General features: G+C 64.5%; 17 protein-coding genes and 1 tRNA gene. 7 read left to right on the forward strand and 11 right to left on the reverse strand.

Going from position 1 to position 16,431, the window contains the following annotated elements; translation table 11 throughout:
- Nucleotides 1-3: 3 nt before the first annotated feature.
- From ACSQ25_RS13930 to ACSQ25_RS13945, 4 genes are all read right to left on the reverse strand, one after another.
- Nucleotides 4-555, reverse strand: coding sequence for a thymidine kinase (locus ACSQ25_RS13930; RefSeq protein ID WP_436106279.1), 552 nt, complete (start codon nucleotides 553-555; stop codon nucleotides 4-6).
- Nucleotides 556-630: 75 nt separating this feature from the next.
- Nucleotides 631-1,185 (reverse strand): sugar O-acetyltransferase, encoded by a 555-nt coding sequence (locus tag ACSQ25_RS13935; protein WP_436106280.1) that lies wholly within the window; start codon nucleotides 1,183-1,185, stop codon nucleotides 631-633.
- 7 nt (nucleotides 1,186-1,192) lie between these two features.
- On the reverse strand, nucleotides 1,193-3,442 hold the full coding sequence (locus tag ACSQ25_RS13940) for a penicillin acylase family protein (protein ID WP_436106281.1): 2,250 nt from the start codon (nucleotides 3,440-3,442) through the stop codon (nucleotides 1,193-1,195).
- A 14-nt stretch (nucleotides 3,443-3,456) separates the two neighbouring features.
- Complete coding sequence (locus tag ACSQ25_RS13945) at nucleotides 3,457-4,251, reverse strand: hypothetical protein (RefSeq protein WP_436106282.1); 795 nt, start codon at nucleotides 4,249-4,251, stop codon at nucleotides 3,457-3,459.
- Nucleotides 4,252-4,537: 286 nt separating this feature from the next.
- Here ACSQ25_RS13945 and ACSQ25_RS13950 point away from each other — a divergent pair, with 286 nt between their 5' ends.
- A complete protein-coding gene (locus tag ACSQ25_RS13950) occupies nucleotides 4,538-5,125 on the forward strand; it encodes a hypothetical protein (protein ID WP_436106283.1) in 588 nt (195 codons plus the stop codon).
- A gap of 73 nt (nucleotides 5,126-5,198) precedes the next feature.
- Here the strand turns inward: ACSQ25_RS13950 and ACSQ25_RS13955 are convergent, their stop codons facing one another.
- Both ACSQ25_RS13955 and ACSQ25_RS13960 read right to left on the reverse strand, forming a co-directional pair.
- Nucleotides 5,199-6,302, reverse strand: coding sequence for an acyltransferase family protein (locus ACSQ25_RS13955; protein WP_436106284.1), 1,104 nt, complete (start codon nucleotides 6,300-6,302; stop codon nucleotides 5,199-5,201).
- Between the two features lie 225 nt (nucleotides 6,303-6,527).
- Nucleotides 6,528-6,614: transfer RNA gene (locus ACSQ25_RS13960), tRNA-Leu, on the reverse strand.
- Nucleotides 6,615-6,737: 123 nt separating this feature from the next.
- On the opposite strand from ACSQ25_RS13960, the gene ACSQ25_RS13965 reads away from it, so the two are divergent.
- The 5 genes from ACSQ25_RS13965 (at nucleotide 6,738) to ACSQ25_RS13985 (ending at nucleotide 11,174) form a co-directional block, all read left to right on the forward strand.
- Nucleotides 6,738-7,316, forward strand: coding sequence for an RNA polymerase sigma factor (locus ACSQ25_RS13965; protein WP_436106285.1), 579 nt, complete (start codon nucleotides 6,738-6,740; stop codon nucleotides 7,314-7,316).
- Nucleotides 7,313-7,966 (forward strand): zf-HC2 domain-containing protein, encoded by a 654-nt coding sequence (locus ACSQ25_RS13970; protein ID WP_436106286.1) that lies wholly within the window; start codon nucleotides 7,313-7,315, stop codon nucleotides 7,964-7,966. The genes ACSQ25_RS13965 and ACSQ25_RS13970 overlap by 4 nt, the downstream gene beginning before the upstream one ends.
- Entirely contained in the window at nucleotides 7,963-9,255 is a 1,293-nt protein-coding gene (locus ACSQ25_RS13975) for a S8 family peptidase (protein ID WP_436106287.1), read from the forward strand. Before ACSQ25_RS13970 ends, ACSQ25_RS13975 begins: the two co-directional genes overlap by 4 nt.
- The gene (locus ACSQ25_RS13980; protein ID WP_436106288.1) at nucleotides 9,213-9,950 is read left to right on the forward strand and encodes a TorF family putative porin; all 738 of its coding nucleotides are present in this window, start codon (nucleotides 9,213-9,215) and stop codon (nucleotides 9,948-9,950) included. Before ACSQ25_RS13975 ends, ACSQ25_RS13980 begins: the two co-directional genes overlap by 43 nt.
- Nucleotides 9,951-10,025: 75 nt before the next feature.
- Nucleotides 10,026-11,174: a TIGR03118 family protein gene (locus ACSQ25_RS13985; RefSeq protein ID WP_436106289.1), complete on the forward strand. Its 1,149-nt coding sequence runs from the start codon at nucleotides 10,026-10,028 to the stop codon at nucleotides 11,172-11,174.
- Between the two features lie 200 nt (nucleotides 11,175-11,374).
- Here the strand turns inward: ACSQ25_RS13985 and ACSQ25_RS13990 are convergent, their stop codons facing one another.
- Nucleotides 11,375-11,575 (reverse strand): hypothetical protein, encoded by a 201-nt coding sequence (locus tag ACSQ25_RS13990; protein WP_436106290.1) that lies wholly within the window; start codon nucleotides 11,573-11,575, stop codon nucleotides 11,375-11,377.
- A gap of 6 nt (nucleotides 11,576-11,581) precedes the next feature.
- Entirely contained in the window at nucleotides 11,582-11,983 is a 402-nt protein-coding gene (locus ACSQ25_RS13995) for a hypothetical protein (RefSeq protein WP_436106291.1), read from the reverse strand.
- Between the two features lie 118 nt (nucleotides 11,984-12,101).
- Here ACSQ25_RS13995 and ACSQ25_RS14000 point away from each other — a divergent pair, with 118 nt between their 5' ends.
- The gene (locus ACSQ25_RS14000; protein ID WP_436106292.1) at nucleotides 12,102-12,773 is read left to right on the forward strand and encodes an SOS response-associated peptidase; all 672 of its coding nucleotides are present in this window, start codon (nucleotides 12,102-12,104) and stop codon (nucleotides 12,771-12,773) included.
- A 69-nt stretch (nucleotides 12,774-12,842) separates the two neighbouring features.
- On the opposite strand, the gene ACSQ25_RS14005 is transcribed toward ACSQ25_RS14000, so the two are convergent.
- From ACSQ25_RS14005 to ACSQ25_RS14015, 3 genes are all read right to left on the reverse strand, one after another.
- Complete coding sequence (locus ACSQ25_RS14005; protein WP_436106293.1) at nucleotides 12,843-14,243, reverse strand: choice-of-anchor Q domain-containing protein; 1,401 nt, start codon at nucleotides 14,241-14,243, stop codon at nucleotides 12,843-12,845.
- Between the two features lie 230 nt (nucleotides 14,244-14,473).
- Entirely contained in the window at nucleotides 14,474-15,634 is a 1,161-nt protein-coding gene (locus tag ACSQ25_RS14010; RefSeq protein ID WP_436106294.1) for a choice-of-anchor Q domain-containing protein, read from the reverse strand.
- Nucleotides 15,635-15,830: 196 nt separating this feature from the next.
- Nucleotides 15,831-16,214 (reverse strand): hypothetical protein, encoded by a 384-nt coding sequence (locus tag ACSQ25_RS14015; RefSeq protein WP_436106295.1) that lies wholly within the window; start codon nucleotides 16,212-16,214, stop codon nucleotides 15,831-15,833.
- Nucleotides 16,215-16,431 lie beyond the last annotated feature (217 nt).

Consider the following 16,431-nt stretch of genomic DNA (forward strand, 5'->3'; position numbering starts at 1 on the left):
GGCTCAGCGGGCGTAGAAGCAGCGGCCGCAGGCCTGGCGGTAGCTTTCGTTGCCGCCGATGCTGACCTGCTCGCCCTCGCGGATGCGGCGCCCTTCGGCATCGACGCGGATGTTCATGGTCGCCTTCTTGCCGCAGCTGCAGATGTTCTTGATTTCCTCGATGTCGTCGGCCAGCGCCAGCAGGTAAGCCGAGCCGGGGAAAGGCTCGCCGCGGAAGTCGCTGCGCAGGCCGTAGCAGATCACGGGGATGCCGCGCACCTGCGCCACCTGGTGCAGTTGCTGCACTTGCGCCGTGCTGAGGAACTGGGCCTCGTCGACCAGGATGCAGGCGACCGGCGGCGCGCTCGCCAGGAAGTCCGTCTCGCTGTCGAACAGGTCGACCTGGCGCTGCGGGCCGAGGCGCGAGGTGATCAGGCCGACGCCGTAGCGGTCGTCGATCGCCGCCGTGTAGAGCTTGACCTTCTGGCCCTGCTCTTCGTAGTTGTGCGCCACCTGCAACAGGGCGGTCGATTTGCCGGCGTTCATCGCCGAATACCTGAAATAGAGTTTTGCCACGGCGCTGAGCTGGACTACGTTGTCGTTAAGGATAATTGCCGGATTATAACAAGCGCCCCTGCCCCAGCACCAGCCTCAGCGGGCGTGCACCTGCGCCGGATTGCCGGCGACGCGGGCGCCGGCCGGCACGTCATGCGTCACCACGCTGCCCGCGCCGACCACGGCATCGTCGCCGATCGTCACACCCGGCAGGATGATGGCGCCGCCGCCGATCCAGACGTTGCTGCCGATCGCCACCGGCCGGCCCGATTCCAGCCCGCTGCGCCGTTGCGCCGCATCCAGTGGATGCTCGGCGGTATAGATCTGCACCGCCGGGCCGATGCGCGTATCGTCGCCGATCGAGACCGGGGCGACGTCCAGGATCACGCAATTGAAATTGATGAAGACCCGGCTGCCGAGCCGGATGTTCCAGCCATAGTCGCAATGAAAGGGCGGACGCACGATGCTGCCCTCGCCCAGCGCCGCCAGGCGCTCGGCCAGAAGGGTGCGCCAGACCGCGGCCGGCTGGCCGAGCGCGGCGTTGTAGCGCGCGAGCCAGGCGGCGGTGACGGACTGTTCGGCCACCAGCTCGGAGTCGCCGGCGTGGTAAGGCTCGCCTGCCAGCATCTTGTGCCGCTCGCTCATGCGCATAAAGCCCTCACTGACCTGGTTGGTACTTGCGCTCCAGGTGCTTCTCGATGTCTTCCTTGTAGAACAGCACGTCCTTGAACTCGCCGCGGCTGTACATTTCGGCCTGGTCGGCGAAGTGCTTCGAGGCCGGCTTGTTGCTGTTGCCACCTGCAAGGATACTCTTGGCACGCACGCGCGGGCCGAATTCCACCACCGCGACGAAGCTGTTGCCGCGGTCGCCGTAGATGCGCTTGGTCTTCTGCTTGGCGACCATGCCGAAGGAAGCCAGCGAACCCCAGTTGGCCGAGGCGAAGCCTACCGGCCAGCTCGGCTTGCCGTCGTCGTACTGCTGCTCGACGTCGCCGCTGATGCGCTGGAAGCGGTTGATCTCGCCCCATGGGGTCTGCCAGGTGCCGAAATCGGCCGTCAGCTTATCGGAGGCGCGCTGCAGCGAGGCCAGGCGCTCCTCGGCATTCAGGCTGCTGGTGATGAAGTCGACGGTCGGCACGCGGGCCGTGCGAGCGCGCGGCGCGTGCTGGGCCACCATATCCTGACCCCAGTAAATGGCCAGCGAAGTCGGCACCGAGGCCACGCCGAAGCGCAAGTCCCAATCACGCAGTGCCGCGACCTGGGCCGCCAGCCCGGCCTTGCGCGGATCGCTTGCGGGCAGCGCCTCATGATCCTTCAGCAGTTGCGGCACCAGGGGCTCGAAGGCGGTCAGGTGGCTGTCGTAGGCGGCGGCGATCAGGCTGTCGATGGTGAAGCCCTTGGCATCCTTCAGCACGCGCTCGGCATGCCGGCCGCGGGCATTTTCCGGCAGCGACCACATGTAGTCGGGCCAGTCCTGGCGCTTCGGGCTGTTCGCGCCCGAGGCACTGAAGGGCCAGTTATTGGTGTTCGAGATATAGCCGCTGGCCGGGTTGAACAGGGTGATGGTTTCCTTGATGGCGTGCAGACCCTGCCATTCGGTGGCGGGCGTGCTGCCGTCCACCGGCTTGCTCCAGTCGAAGCGCGGGTCCCGTTTCGGGATGAAGTTGCCGTGGAAATAGGCGATGTTGCCCTTGGCGTCCGCGTACACGGTGTTGTTCGAGGAATTCGTGCGCAGCTCCATCGCCTTGTAGAAGGCATCGTAGTCGCGCGCCTTGGTACGCGTGTAGGACTGGGTGAGCGCCTTGAGCGGCTCGTCCATCATCTTCACCGACACCCACTTGCCGCCCTGCTCGCGCACCACCGGGCCGTGATGGGTAAAGTAAGCGGTGACGGTCTTGCTCGCCATCGCGCCGGACGGGGTTTTATACGGCAGCGTGACCGCCCTCGCCCGCATCGGACGCTCTTCATTGCCGTACTTGTAGAAGAACTTGCCGCCGCGCTCGACCACGGTCTCGAGGTATTCGTCGATGACGTCGCCGCCGCCGGAGGTGTGCATCCAGCCGGCCTTGTCGTTGAAGCCCTGGTAGATGAAGAACTGGCCCCAGGTGACGGCGCCATAGGCGTTCAGGCCTTCTTCGCTGACCATGTGCACTTCCGGGCGGAAGTAGAAGGAGGTGTGCGGGTTAATCAGGAGCAGCGCGTTGCCGGAAGCGGACAGCTTGGGCGCGATCGCGAAGCCGTTCGAGCCGCGCGGCTCGGCGTCCAGCGCATTGTCGAGCGCCGCCACCTTGGACGCCATCGTCGCCTGCGGGCGCGCCTTGTAGAAACGTTCGAGGTCCCTCAGGTCGATCGACTCGATGTCGCCGCCGATGCTGCCTTCGCTGAAGCTCAGCGCCATCCAGGGCTCGAAGCGGGTGATCAGCTTCGGCTTCACTTCCGGGTGGGTGTGCAGGTAGTAATTCAGGCCGTCGGCGAAGGCATTCATCAGCTCCTTGAGCCAGGCCGGGCTGGCGGCATACTTGGCCTGCATGTCGGCGGGCGTGATGTACATCTTCATGCGCAGGTCGCGCCAGATTTCCTTCTCGCCCTCGACCTCGGCCAGGCGGCCCATCGCATTGATGTAATTCAGTTCGACGCGGTTGAAGTCATCCTCGGCCTGGGCGTACAGCAGGCCGAACACCGCGTCCGCATCGGTTTTACCGAACACGTGGGGAATGCCCCACTTGTCGCGCATGATGGTCACCCGCTCCGCCGTTTTCTTCCAGCGCGCCAGCTCGCTCGCGCCGGGCGCCTGGGTGGCGGACGGCGCGGATGCCGGCGCGGCCAGGACGGGAACGGCAGCGCCCAGGGCACAGGCCAGGATGGCCGGCAGCAGGATGCGGGTGGTGGTCGTGCGCGATTGCGACATGCGGTGTCTCCTTTTTATTGTGTGATGCCGGCGTGGATCAGGCGTTGCTTGAGCACTTCGTTCTCGGTCAGCAGGGTCGCGACGCGGTCTTTCAGCGAGGCGATCTCGGCGCGCGCCGCGGCCAGCTCGTCGGCCGGATCGCCCGCCGGCGCTTCCTTCTTCGGGCGGGTCGCCATCTTCTGCTCGCGCACCTGGCGCGCAGCCTGCTGCAGCTCCTTGCGGCCGCCGGCGACGGCGGCCTTCTGCATCTCTTCGGGCAGCTGGGCCACGTTGGCGGCGGCATTGATCGAGATGGCGCCGGTGCGCACGGCCTCGCGCAGCTCAGGGGTCGCGGCTTTCTGGATGCGTTCGATCTGGCTGATGGTATTGGCGGACACGCGCGCGGCCTTGGCCACTTCTTCGCGGGTATTCCATGGCGGCGGGGGGCGCGAATCCAGGTCGTCGGCTTCCGGCTTGGGCGGCTCCTCGGCCATCTTCTCCGCCATGCGGGCGGTGACGATTTCCTTCTTCTTGAGAGCCAGCACGCCGCGCTGGAAGTCCGACACGCTGCGGCGCGCCAGGTGGTTGTCGATCATCCACAGCATCACGTCGTCGATCGACGCGAAGTTGTTGTTGTGGACGGTGCGGAAGGGAATGCCATGCTTCTGGCAGATCTCGTAGCGGTTGTGACCGTCGATCAGGGTATCGCGCCACAGCACCAGCGCGTCGCGGCAGCCTTCGGAAAGGAGGCTGCGCTCGAGCGCGGCGTATTCGATGTCGGTCAGTGGGTCGACGAAGGCACGCAGTTCGTCGTTGATGGTGATGTTCAATTGGTGTCCTCTTGCTGCTGCGGCAACGAATTGAGCCGCCGTCCGGCATGCTACACCATACCGGCGGCAGGACCAATGGATGAGCACCGCAAAATGCGGCCTCCGATGAACATCGGCATCCCGATCCCTTCCCTGACATTTCTCATTTCATGCATTGTGGTTTCGCATGCCAATCTTATCAAAAAGGTATGTACTGATTATTAAGCTTGCTTAATTGACCATTGCCAGCCGGCAGCGCCTATGAGCGGCGAATTCCGATCGCACCGTTATCGCAAGGAGTTGGATCATGCCAAAGCTAAGCACCGTACTCGCACAGCGCCTGATCAGGCTTGCAGCCGCCATCCTGCTGGTCGTTCCCACACTCACAGGGTGCGCGACCGGGAATCCGCCATCGCGAGCGGCGCAGGACATGGCCGGCGAGACGGTGCCCTCCCCCGAGAAGCGGCTGGAGCGGCTCGACAAGAACGCCATGCATGCGGCGATGGCAGACGGCATCACTACCGGTCTGGCGCTGTCGGCCGGCGCGCTCGAAATGAATCCGCTGATCACGACCTCGCCGGCCGGGTTGATCGTGCTCACCGGTGCCAAGATCGGCCTGGTGAAACTGGCCGACGACCTGCCGCAAGACGAAAAGCGCCTGGTGATCAAGAGCTCGGGCGCGGTATGGACCGGTGCCGCCGTCAATAATCTGATGGTGCTGCTGTCCACACCCACGCCGATTGCGATCGCCGCCGGCGTGGTCGCAGGCGTGCTGTGGTGGCGCCATAGCAGCCAGGTGTACGAGCGGGCGGATCGCGACATCACGGCGCGCGGGAACACGCCGCCGCCGGATGAGCAAGGGCGTAAAGTGGCAGCGATCGTGCCCTCGCCTTAGTTCACCTCGAAGAATGTGAGGACGACGCTGACGGTAATTTTACGGGGCGCAATAGCGCTGCCGGCGATGTCGTTCAAGCCTTGAAGGGCATCGATTGCCGCAGCATCCAATCGATGGGGCGCCGAAACTTGTCCTTGCGCCGTTCCGTCAGCTGAGCCAATGCAACTGTAGCAAGCCCTATACACAGCGTAAGCCCAACAATATCCAACCAGCGATTGCTGTTATGAGAATACAACTTCAGCCATACCAGCACTACGAGCATGTGTGACAAGTAAAGGGTAAAGGTATAGGAGGCGACTGCCCGGATCTGGCTGCCATACTGCACAAGCCCACGCAGTCCAGCATGACGCGCGCATAGGAAGTTAATAACGACCAAAGCGCATACTACATAGTCCGCCAGGAATCGGTCAGAGCTGCCGAGCGCGAATGAGGAAAATGGCCAGATTGCTATGCCTAATGCCCGGAGTTCCTGTTCCGTACCGGTCAGGTTATACATCAGCAGAAGCAAAACAGTGAAAACGAGTCCAATGCGCGCGACGCGCTGCGTCAACGCAATCCTGTGCTGCAAGTGGTACAAGGCCACGCCGCTGAGCCACACGGGGAGTAAAAGCCACAGCTTGAATCCCATGATTGCCAGCACGGTTAGAAGCGCAGCAGTCCTTTTCCACCCTTTCAAATAATAAGCGACACCAAAAAGCGCGTAGTACCAAACCTCATAACACAATGACCAGAACGGTACCATCATGGGAGGCACTTCGGATAGACTCCAGCTTTGCCCAAGGAAGAGCAGATGCAATGGAATATAGATGTACGGCTTCGCCAGCTGGTATGAATCCAGGCCGCCAACGGCAGAAGCAAGAATCCATGCAATGATCAGTGTCGGTATCGCGACTGAATAGATACGCCCGAGTCGCGCTGCCACGTATTCTCGCGCAGATGCACTCCTGTTTTCCGTAACGAACGCAATGACGAATCCAGAAAGTACGAAAAAAATTACAACAGCCTCTCGTCCCATATTCGGGAACAAGAAAGACTCGGCGCCGCTGACGATTCCGGACTGTATATAGTGAGCAAACACAACCATTAAGGCTGCTAGAAACCTTGTCAGGTCGAGGTACAGCGAGAAGGGCTCACTTAATGGCGTATTCTTATCAGTTGTGCGCATTGCTAATACCATTGGAAACTTGCCAGCGATCACAAATAGGGAACAAGGTCCGTTGCCCTATCCTCATCCAACCCGGGGAGCGACCCCTACGTTGACGGCCAGGGTAGCGGGCGACCCATGACGCGGCCAAACGGCAGGCAATAAGGAGGAATGTCGGGGCATGGCTGCGGCACAGGATTGCCCACTTTGCGGAAATACTGCCTCAGCACCGTATTCTCTTGAGACACGCATGAATACTGGTGCCCGGAGCCGGGATCGAACCGGCACGCCCTTGCGAGCACGGGATTTTAAGTCCCGGGTGTCTACCAGTTTCACCATCCGGGCAGCGCGCGAGATTCTAACATACCCTGAGACATTGTTGGATTGTCCATGATACTGTGGTCGATGCCGCGTCCATGAACTTTTCGAAGGCGCGCCGGTATAGACGGCAAACAGGAGAGCGACGGCGTGAAGAGCCCGGCCCAGGCAAGTGCCGCAGGACCAGGCGGTGAACCCTGGCTGATCGGCCAGGTCGCTGCCGGCAACCGCTGCGCCTTCGAAAAGCTCTACCGGCTGTATTTTCCACGTCTGGCGCGCTTCCTTTGGCGCATGACGCCCAGCACCCAGCTGATCGAGGAGATCGTCAACGATACCATGCTTGTCGTCTGGCAAAAGGCAGGCAGCTTCGACGGCAGCTGCAAGTTGTCGACCTGGATCTTCGCGATCGCCTACCGCCGGGCCTGCAATGCCTTGCGCGGACTGGACGAGCCCCAGGCCGACTGCCCGGATGCGTGCCAGGGCAGCCCCGACGCGCAGCCCGAACGCCTGTTCGAGATCGCCTGCCTGGGCCAGGCGCTTGCGCTGGCGCTGCAGGCCCTGCCCTTGGCGCAACGCGCCGTGTTCGAGCTGAGCTTCTACCACGACATGGGCTATGCCGAGATTGCGCAGATTGTGGAATGCCCCGTCAACACGGTCAAGACACGCCTGTTCCATGCCCGCCAAAGGTTGGCAAGCCTGCTTGCCACGCAGATGGAGGAACGAACATGAATCAGTTCGCCGATGTCGGCGACATGCCGCACGCGGAGGCGCAGCTGATCCTCCCGTGGCTGCTCAACGGAACACTGGCCGAGCAGGAGCGCGTTCGCGCCGAAGCGCACCTGCGGGTCTGCTCTGCCTGCCGCAGGGACCTGGCGTCACTGGAGGCCATACGCCGCGCCGCGCCGCAGCCGCCCGCCTTCGACCCCGAACGGGCCCTGGAACGCCTGCGTCCGCGGCTGGAACAAGGGGACCTGCCCCCGGCCCCGCGGGCGGCGCCGGCCCCTTTCCCCGGCCCGGAGCAGCGTCCCGCCGCCAACGATAGCCGCTGGCTACGGATTGCCAGTGCGGCCCAGTTCGGCCTTATCGTGCTACTGCTGGGGCTACTGGTCCGTCCTGGCGACCCCGCGGCCACCTACCAGGCGCTCGGCAGCACCTCGCCGGAGGCCAACGCGGTCGTGCGCTTCGCTCCTGGCACCCCGGAACGCGAGCTGCGCCGCATCCTTCGGGCCGGCAGTGCCCGCGTCGTCGACGGTCCCAGCGCAGCCGGCGCCTACGTGCTTGCACTGCCTCATGACAAGCTCGCACCGGCGCTGGAGCGCATGCGGGCTGAAAAGACCGTCACTCTGGCGCAGCCGCTGGACGGCGCCCCTGCGCCATGATGAGGCTCGCCGCGGCCATTTTGTGCCTGCCGGCAGTCCTGCTGCCGCCGGCCGCGGCCGCCCCGCCGCCGGCGCCGGCAGGCGCTCCTGTGGCGGCCGTCCCGGGCGAAGCACGCCAGCTGCTGGTCATGCTGCGCCTGCCGCCCCGGCACTACCGGCCCGACGCAGGCTACGGCGGCTCCTACCTGAACGACGCCGGCAGGGCCGCGCGCCGCCGCACAGCGCTCGCGATCACGCAGGAGTACGGACTGAAGCTGGTCAGCGACTGGCCCATGCCCATCATCGGCGTCGACTGCTTCGTCATGGAAGCGCGAGACGGAATGGCTTTCGATGCCTTGCTCGACGCCCTGGGCCGGGATCCGCGCGTGGAATGGGCGCAGGCGGTACAAGAGTTCGAAGGCCTGAGCGGCCCCGATCCCTTGCTGCCGCTGCAGCCGGCGGCGCGTCACTGGCCGCTTGCAGACCTGCACCGCATCGGTACCGGCGGCGGCGTCAGGGTCGCGGTCATCGATAGTGCGGTCGATGCCGCGCATCCCGATTTGCAGGGCCAGGTCGGCATCGCCAGGAACTTTGTCGACGGCGCCGCCGTGGCTGCAGAGCGCCACGGCACCGCGGTGGCCGGCATCATCGGCGCGCGTGAAGGCAACGGGGCGGGCATTGCCGGTATCGCGCCGGGAGCGAGCCTGATGGCGCTGCGCGCCTGCCGGGAAGCTGAGGGGCAACGCGCCCGCTGCACCAGCCTCAGCCTCGGCAAGGCCATCAACTTCGCCATGATGAACGAGGCGCGGGTCATCAACCTGAGCCTCGGCGGACCGCCCGACCGCCTCCTGGCCGCCCTGCTGGACGCCGCCCAGGCGCGTGGGGTACTGGTGGTGGGTGCGATCGATCCGGCGCGGCCCGACGGTGGCTTCCCTGCTTCCCACCCAGGTGTGCTCGCGGTGGCCGGCGACGCGGCGAGCGCCGGTGCGCTGCGCCATCGAGCCCTGCTGGCACCCGCCAGCGATATTCCGACCAGCGTGCCTGGCGGACGCTGGGGCTTCGTTTCGGGCTCGTCCTACGCCGCCGCCCATGTGAGCGGGCTGCTGGCCCTGGTGGCCGGCGTGGCCCCCGCGGCGCGGCCTGCGCTGCTGCGTCAGGTGCTGGGAGACATCCCCGGAATGGACGCGGCCTGCTGTACAGGGACGGACACTGCTAACATGGGGACATGCGCCATCCTGGCGCGCCTTGCCGGAGCCTGCGCCTGCCCATGCCCGCCCCGTCCCGCCGCCATCCCGCCGCGACTGCGTTGACCGGCTTCCTGCGCCTCCCCTTCCGGCGCATCGTCCTGCGCACCGCCCTTGCCCTCCTCGCCCTGCCCACATCCCGCCATGCAGGCGCCCAGACCAGCGGCAGCATTGCCCTGGTATCCGAGCACAGCCTGCGCGGCTTGTCCCTGAGCAGCCGACGGCCGGCCTTGCAGCTGCGGATCGAGCACGACGCCGCTGCAGGATGGTATGCAGGGACCTTCCTCTCCATGGTCGAGCTGCCGGGCAGCAGCGCCAAGTCCCAGCTGGTGGCCTACGCTGGCCACGCGCGCCGCCTTGCGTCCGGCGCCAGCTGGGAGCTCGGCGCCAGCCAGGCGGTCTTCCCGGGTGAACGCCGCTACGACTACCTCGAGGCCTACGCCGGCCTGTCCTTCGATCGCGCGGGCGTCCGGTTCTATTTGTCGCCGTCCTACTACGGCGCGGGCAAGACAGCGTATCTCGAGCTGAATGCCTTTCATCCACTGGGCGAGCGCCTGCGCCTGGTGGCGCGCGCAGGACTGCTGCACCGCATCGGGGAACACGGCAGCAGCCGTCGCAACCGGGCCGACCTGCGGCTGGGACTGGACGCCGATGTGGGCGACTGCACGCTGCAGCTCGCATGGCTGGCGCGGCAGCGCGACCCGGTTGCCAGGGCGCGCCATGCGCGCGCACTGGCTGCCAGCGCCAGCTATGCTTTCTAGGGCAAGCAGAGAACCTTTCAGCGCTGCGGCGGTATTCACCCAGGTGCGACCTTCCCGCCACTGACAGGAGTAATCATGACCATCCAGTCCAGACACACCGCCCTGTTCAGGGCGGCCATGCTCGCCTTCACGCTCGCCGCAGCATCGGTCTCCTGTGGAGGCGGCGGCAGCGATTCCCCCATGATGGCGCCGATCTCCACCCAACCGCCACCTGTCGTGGTGCCGACCGTAAGCAGCACCTATGCGAGCACCGCGCTGGTTGCCGACAGTGCCGGCGCAGCGGCCCGCAACGACGCCAGCCTGGTCAACCCCTGGGGCATCGCGTTCAATCCGACCGGCTTCGTCTGGATATCGAACAACGCGACCAACAATTCCACCCTCTACGATGGCGCCGGGGCGCCGCAAACGCTGGTGGTCGCGATCCCTGCGGGGACCGCCGGCCCGGCACGGCCGACCGGCATCGTGTTCAATGGCGCCCAGGCTTTCCGCGTCACCCAGAACGGCATCACCGGACCCAGCGCCTTCATCTTCGTGGGCGAAGCCGGCACGGTGTCGGGCTGGTCGCCGGCCGTGAACCGCCTGAATGCAGTGACCGCGGTCGATACCGGCGCGGCCGGCGCCGTCTACAAGGGCCTGGCCATCGGCACGTCGGCCGGCGCCAGTTTCCTGTACGCGACCGACTTCCGCAATGGCCGGGTCGACGTGTACGACACCAACTACCAGCGCGTCACCCTGCCTGGCGGTAACTTCATCGATCCAGGGCTGCCGGCGGGTTATGTTCCATTTGGCATACAGGGCGTCAACGATCGCATCTATGTATCCTACGCCCAGAAAAGCGGCACCAACCTGGACGAAACCACGGGTGCCGGCCTGGGCATCATCAATGTGTTCAGCACGAATGGCGCCTTCATCGGACGCCTTGTCACCGGCGGCGTGCTGGATGCGCCATGGGGGATGACGATCGCACCGGCGAATTTCGGCGACTTCAGCAATGCCTTGCTGGTGGCAAACTCGGGTGACGGCAGGATTCATGCATACAGCCCCCATTCCGGAGCCCTGCTCGGCAGTCTGAACAAGGAAGACCGCACGCCCATCGTGATCGATGGACTGTGGGGCATTGCGTTCGGAAATGGCGTGCAGGGACAGGCCACCAATACCCTGTTCTTCACGGCCGGGCCGGCAAATGAGACGCGTGGACTGTACGGGAAGATCGAATTGCGTTAGACCGGACAGTGGCAAAAAAATGCCGCTGCCGGTTCCGGCAGCGGCCAAGAACTCAGTCAACACTGAGCTGGAGACACGCGGAGAGAGGTAGAACTATCCACCAGAGAACGTAACCAAGATAGGTCCGCTCTCCCGGCCTGCAAGCGCCGTTTTCTCCCGCGAGTTTGTCAGCGTGTTCGCACAAACATGCAGCAAGGCATTCAGTAAAGGGATTCGTAGGCCACTGCCAGGCAGACCAGGCCCACGAAGAACAGCAGGCCATACACGAAGATGCGCATCGAGGTCGCCAGTTCGGCGACGGCGCGGTCGGCTTTGCTGTCCAGCTTGCCGCGGCGCCGGGCCGCGTTGAGCAGCATCGATACGAAGACGAACAGCGTCGCCAGGATCAGGACGATCTTCATGCCGGATCAGGTACGTGCGAGGACCAGCGCCAGCGCCACCAGCGTCAGGATAGCCGACACCCCGGTCGCCACGCCCAGCCACAGCATGCGGCTGCGCGCCGCATCCATCTTGGCGATCAGCTGGGCGTTCTGGTCGGCCAGGTTGGCGATGATTTCGGAAGCCTGCAGCATCTGGGTGCGCAGGTCGGCCAGCGTCATCTCGTTCTTTTCGACGCGCATGAGCAGGTGGCCGAAGATGTCTTCTTCGGGCGCCGCTTCCATTCCCGCCGCAGGCATGCCGGGCGCCGTGCCGGATTTGCGCGCCACCGTGTCCCACAGCCTGCGCGCGCCGGTCGCCACCTGCGGCGCCGCATTGATCACTTCGCTCCACGGCACCGTTTTCAGTACGCTCCACCAGCCAGTTGCCATCAGCCTTCTCCATTGAATTCGATTTACCCGCGAGCATACCACCGCGCACCACGGGCACGCGAACTCATCCGAGCGCTAGCGTGCCGCGCCCTGCGCGCGCCTGCGCTACCATGAAAGCATGTGTGGACGATTCGACCAGAGCCAGACGGCTCGCTACTACGCCAGTGTGTTCGGATGGACCGATGCGGTCTACGACAGCGAATCCACGCCTGCCTGGAACGTCTCGCCCGGCAGCTACCGCCCGGTGATGCACCTGCAGGACGGCGAACGCCGCATCGACGACGTGTTCTGGAGCTACCGCGCACGCTGGGCCGAGGGCAAGGTGCCGATCATGGTCAATGCGCGCATGGACAAGCTCACCAACCGCTACTGGAAACCGCTGCTGAAGAAAGGCCGCGCGATCGTCCCGGCCGAGGGCTGGTACGAATGGACTGGCGAGAAGGGAAAGAAGCAGCCCTGGCACATCCACCGCAAGGACCGTGCGCCGCTGTTTTTCCTGGCGCTGGCGAATTTCGGCAGCTTCACCGAGAACCGGGCCGAGGCGGGCTTCGTGCTGGTTACCGACGCGGCCGACGAAGGCATGCTCGACATCCACGACCGCCGCCCGGTGGTGCTGGAAGCGGCCGATGCCGAACTCTGGCTCAATCCCGAGCTTTCGCCCGAAGAAGCCCTCGACCTGGCGCGCCGCGCCGCCCTGCCCTGCGACGCCTTCGAATGGTACAAGGTGACGCCCGCGGTGAACCGGGCCGGTGCGCAGGATCCGCAGATGGCCCTGCCCCTGGTCGACTGATTTTTTACCAAACGTAAAAAAGCCCGCAGGCTTGCGCCTGCGAGTTTTTTGTTCGCCTACACGGATTGCTTAGTGCTGGTAAGCGCCCAGGTCGAAACCAGTGGTCGCGTTACGTGCGCGGCCCTCGATGTCGGTCGACGGTGCATAGGTCGCGAGGCCGCGGCCGATCACCGGCGAGCTGGCGCTCAGCTTGAAGTTCGGGGTCGCCGCGGTACGCGAGTAAGCGACGAACAGCGGGTTCGACGTCATCGTGTTGGTGTAGGTCAGGCCGTTCAGCAGTCGGTAGTTGTACTTCGGGTTCTGGAACACCAGGTTGTTCTTGTAGGTGTTGCCCTTGCCGGTACGGCCCTGCTCCGAGATGCCGTACTGGTTGTCGAACACGATGTTGTTGTGCACGTGGACGTTGTTGGCGCCCGCCGAAGTGAAGTAGTAGTCACCGCCGCCGACGATGATGCCGAACACCGAGGAGCTCACCGTATTGTTGATGATCTTCAGGTCGGTCGCGTCGTGCCACAGGTGGATCGCCGCCGAGCCCACGCGGTACACCACGTTGTTCATGATGGTGCCCGAGGTCGAGTGGTAGATACCCTGGACATAGGTGCAGCCGGCCGGGCCGATGTCGTGCACGACGTTGCCGATCACGTCACCCTTGACGCCCTTGAAGTAGCTGTCCACGCCGATCGCCGAACCGCCCGCGCTGTTGCACGGGATGGTGGTGGCGGTGTGGTGCACGTGGTTGGCCTGGATCACGTTGTACGAGCCGCCGGTGTAGATGCCCAGGGTCCACTTGGTGCCCGAACCGATCTTGCTGCCGTCGACTTCAAAGCCGATGATGCTCACGTAGTGGCCGCGGTTGTCCCAGGCGGTCTTGTTGGTGGAGCTCGCCGGCGGGACGATCTTGGCGCCCCACTTGGTGGTCGAGACCCAGTAGATGCGGCCCGATGCGCTCCCGTTGCCGGTGGTCTTGATGCCGCCGGCATAGGTGCCCGGAGCGACCCAGACGGTGGTGCTCGGCTTGATGGCTGCCTTGGCGGCGCGCGCCAGGGTCTTGAACGGTGCGGTCTTGGTGCCGGCCGCGGTGTCCGAACCGGTCGGCGACACGTAGTAGTTGTAGGTCGTGGCCGGGATGGTCGGCATGCCGCCGGTCGCGGTCGAGCCGGTATTCGTGCGCTTCGCGTATTCCTCGCTTGCCTTCAGCTGGGCGGCGATGAATTCCATGGTGACGCCGTTGTCCAGCGCTTGTGCCCACCAGGCCAGGCCTGCGGCATCCGGCTCACGGCCCAGCAGATCCAGGTACAGCTGGCGGATCTGTTCTGTTTGCGCGGTGGTCGCGGCTTCCAGGGTCGGCGAGGTGGCCGAGGTGGCGGCGACTGCGTTGCCGCCACCGAAGGCGGTGACCAGGGCTGCTGCGGTGGCGCAGAGGACAGCGTGGTGGCGGATGTGCGAAGCGAAAGCGAAAGTCTTGTTCATCTGTGTTTTTCCTGTGTGCCCGAATGAGTGGGCTTGGAATCACGGGCAAAAAGTGCCCCATGCACCGGGAAATCCGGTACGACGGCCACCTGTAAAAGGTCGGTGGCGTGTTCCTGGTTGCTTAATCAGGCGCACGCGGTGCGTGCGCCCTCGGGGTGCACAGGCGGCGGAGGCCGCCTGCACGGGATGGAACTACTTGCTTGGTACTACGGGGTCCTGCGGGGTACTGCTTAGTGCTGGTAGGCGCCCAGGTCGAAACCGGTGGTCGCGTTACGTGCGCGGCCATCGATGTCGGTGGCCGGCGCGTAGGTCGCGAGGCCACGGCCGATTGCCGGCGAGCTGGTGGTCAGCTTGAAGTTCGGCATGGCGGCAGTACGCGAGTAGCCGACGAACAGCGGGTTCGAGCTGATCGTGTTGGTCGCCTTCAGGCCGTTACGCAGCGAGATGTTGTAGGTCGGGTTCTGGAACACCAGGTTGTTCTTGTAGGTGTTGGCGGTACCGGTCTTGCCTTGCTCCGAAATGCCGTACTTGTTGTCGAACACGATGTTGTTGTGCACGTGAACGTTGTTGGCGCCGGCCGAAGTGAAGTAATAGTCACCGCCGCCGACGATGATGCCGAACACCGAGGAGCTCACCGTGTTGTTGATGATCTTCACGTCGGTCGCGTCGTGCCACAGGTGGATCGCCGCCGAACCGATGCGGTACACCACGTTGTTCTTGATGGTGCCCGAGGTCGAGTGGTAGATACCCTGGACGTAGGTGCAGCCGGCCGGGCCGATGTCGTGCACGACGTTGCCGATCACGTCGCCCTTGACGCCCTTGAAGTAGCTGTCCACGCCGATCGCCGAACCGCCGGCACTGCTGCACGGGATGGTGGTGGCCATGTGGTGCACGTGGTTGCCTTCGATCACGTTGTACGAGCCGCCGGTGTAGATGCCCAAGGTCCACTTGGTGCCCGAACCGATCTTGCTGCCGTCGACGTCGAAGCCGATGATGCTGACGTAGTGGCCGCGGTTGTCCCAGGCGGTCTTGTTGGTCGAGCTGGCCGGCGGGACGATCCTGGCGCCCCACTTCGTGGTCGAGACCCAGTAGATGCGGCCGGTCGCGCTGCCGTTGCCGGTGGTCTTGATGCCGCCGGCGTAGGTGCCCGGAGCGACCCAGACGGTGGTGCTCGGCTTGATGGCTGCCTTGGCGGCGCGCGCCAGGGTCTTGAACGGTGCGGTCTTGGTGCCGGCGGCGGTGTCCGAACCGGTCGGCGACACGTAGTAGTTATAGGTGGTGGCCGGCGTCGCGGCGGCGGCACTGCCGAAGGCGCCCAGCAGGGCAGCGGCGCTTGCGCAGAGGGCGGCGTTGTGGCGGAAGTTCGAAGCGAAAGCGAAGGTCTTGGTCATTTGTAGTTTTCCTGTGTGCCCGACTGAGTGGGCTGGGAACAGCGGGCAAAAAAAGCCCCGGTGCACCGGGAATCCGGTACAGCCGGCCACCTGTGAAAGAGCGGTGGCATCGTCCTGGTTGCTTAATCAGGCACACACATGTGTGCCTCTGGGTGCGCGGGCGGCGCTAAGCGCCCGTGCGGGATGGAACTGCTGGTTACTGCTTGATGGAGGCGTCCTGCTGCCCGGCCCGCGCTTGAGGCGGGGTGCTGTCGTAGCCGGCCAGTTCAAATGCCGCTGTCGTCACGTCTGCCGCCTGGGCTGTGGCGCCGGCGGTGCGTGCGGCGGGTGCCGCTTCGGTATTTGCTGCGGGGGCTGCTTCAGCCTTTGCCGTGGGTGCTGCTTCAGCGATTGCGTCGACTGCTTCGACTGCTGCGGCCGGTGCGGCGATGCCTGGGGCGCTTGCGGCACCGGCATCGGTGGTCACGCCGGCGGCGGTGGCCGACAGCTGCTCGCCGCCTGCGTCGATGTTGCCGCCACAGGCGGTCAGCACGACGGCGGCGCTGCAGCACAGCAGGGATTTGATACTGAATTGTGTCATGCAGATTCCATGCCTCATCAAAGTGAATGTAACCCTTTGAGCGGTGGAAACTTCCTTAGTTCAACGTTTTTCCAAAAATATTTTCTTGGAGTATTAATCCTTTAAGATAACTTTCTCCATGGAAATCAAACACTTGCATGAGCTAGATCGAATCGACGCACGCAACCAAAGCTCGCCTCAAGCGGTCTTAAAAAGTGGCTACCAACTAAAGGGATGT

This window comes from Massilia sp. LjRoot122 (assembly GCF_964252725.1).
Classification (GTDB): Bacteria; Pseudomonadota; Gammaproteobacteria; order Burkholderiales; family Burkholderiaceae_D; genus Telluria.

Coding starts and splice junctions, on each gene's coding strand:
- ACSQ25_RS13935 (WP_436106280.1), bottom strand. CDS start 1,185: ATGCGCATGAGCGAGCGGCACAAGATGCTGGCAGGCGAGCCTTACCAC.
- ACSQ25_RS13940 (WP_436106281.1), bottom strand. CDS start 3,442: ATGTCGCAATCGCGCACGACCACCACCCGCATCCTGCTGCCGGCCATC.
- ACSQ25_RS13950 (WP_436106283.1), top strand. CDS start 4,538: ATGCCAAAGCTAAGCACCGTACTCGCACAGCGCCTGATCAGGCTTGCA.
- ACSQ25_RS13955 (WP_436106284.1), bottom strand. CDS start 6,302: ATGGTATTAGCAATGCGCACAACTGATAAGAATACGCCATTAAGTGAG.
- ACSQ25_RS13970 (WP_436106286.1), top strand. CDS start 7,313: ATGAATCAGTTCGCCGATGTCGGCGACATGCCGCACGCGGAGGCGCAG.
- ACSQ25_RS13975 (WP_436106287.1), top strand. CDS start 7,963: ATGATGAGGCTCGCCGCGGCCATTTTGTGCCTGCCGGCAGTCCTGCTG.
- ACSQ25_RS13980 (WP_436106288.1), top strand. CDS start 9,213: ATGCCCGCCCCGTCCCGCCGCCATCCCGCCGCGACTGCGTTGACCGGC.
- ACSQ25_RS13985 (WP_436106289.1), top strand. CDS start 10,026: ATGACCATCCAGTCCAGACACACCGCCCTGTTCAGGGCGGCCATGCTC.
- ACSQ25_RS13990 (WP_436106290.1), bottom strand. CDS start 11,575: ATGAAGATCGTCCTGATCCTGGCGACGCTGTTCGTCTTCGTATCGATG.
- ACSQ25_RS13995 (WP_436106291.1), bottom strand. CDS start 11,983: ATGGCAACTGGCTGGTGGAGCGTACTGAAAACGGTGCCGTGGAGCGAA.
- ACSQ25_RS14000 (WP_436106292.1), top strand. CDS start 12,102: ATGTGTGGACGATTCGACCAGAGCCAGACGGCTCGCTACTACGCCAGT.
- ACSQ25_RS14005 (WP_436106293.1), bottom strand. CDS start 14,243: ATGAACAAGACTTTCGCTTTCGCTTCGCACATCCGCCACCACGCTGTC.
- ACSQ25_RS14010 (WP_436106294.1), bottom strand. CDS start 15,634: ATGACCAAGACCTTCGCTTTCGCTTCGAACTTCCGCCACAACGCCGCC.
- ACSQ25_RS14015 (WP_436106295.1), bottom strand. CDS start 16,214: ATGACACAATTCAGTATCAAATCCCTGCTGTGCTGCAGCGCCGCCGTC.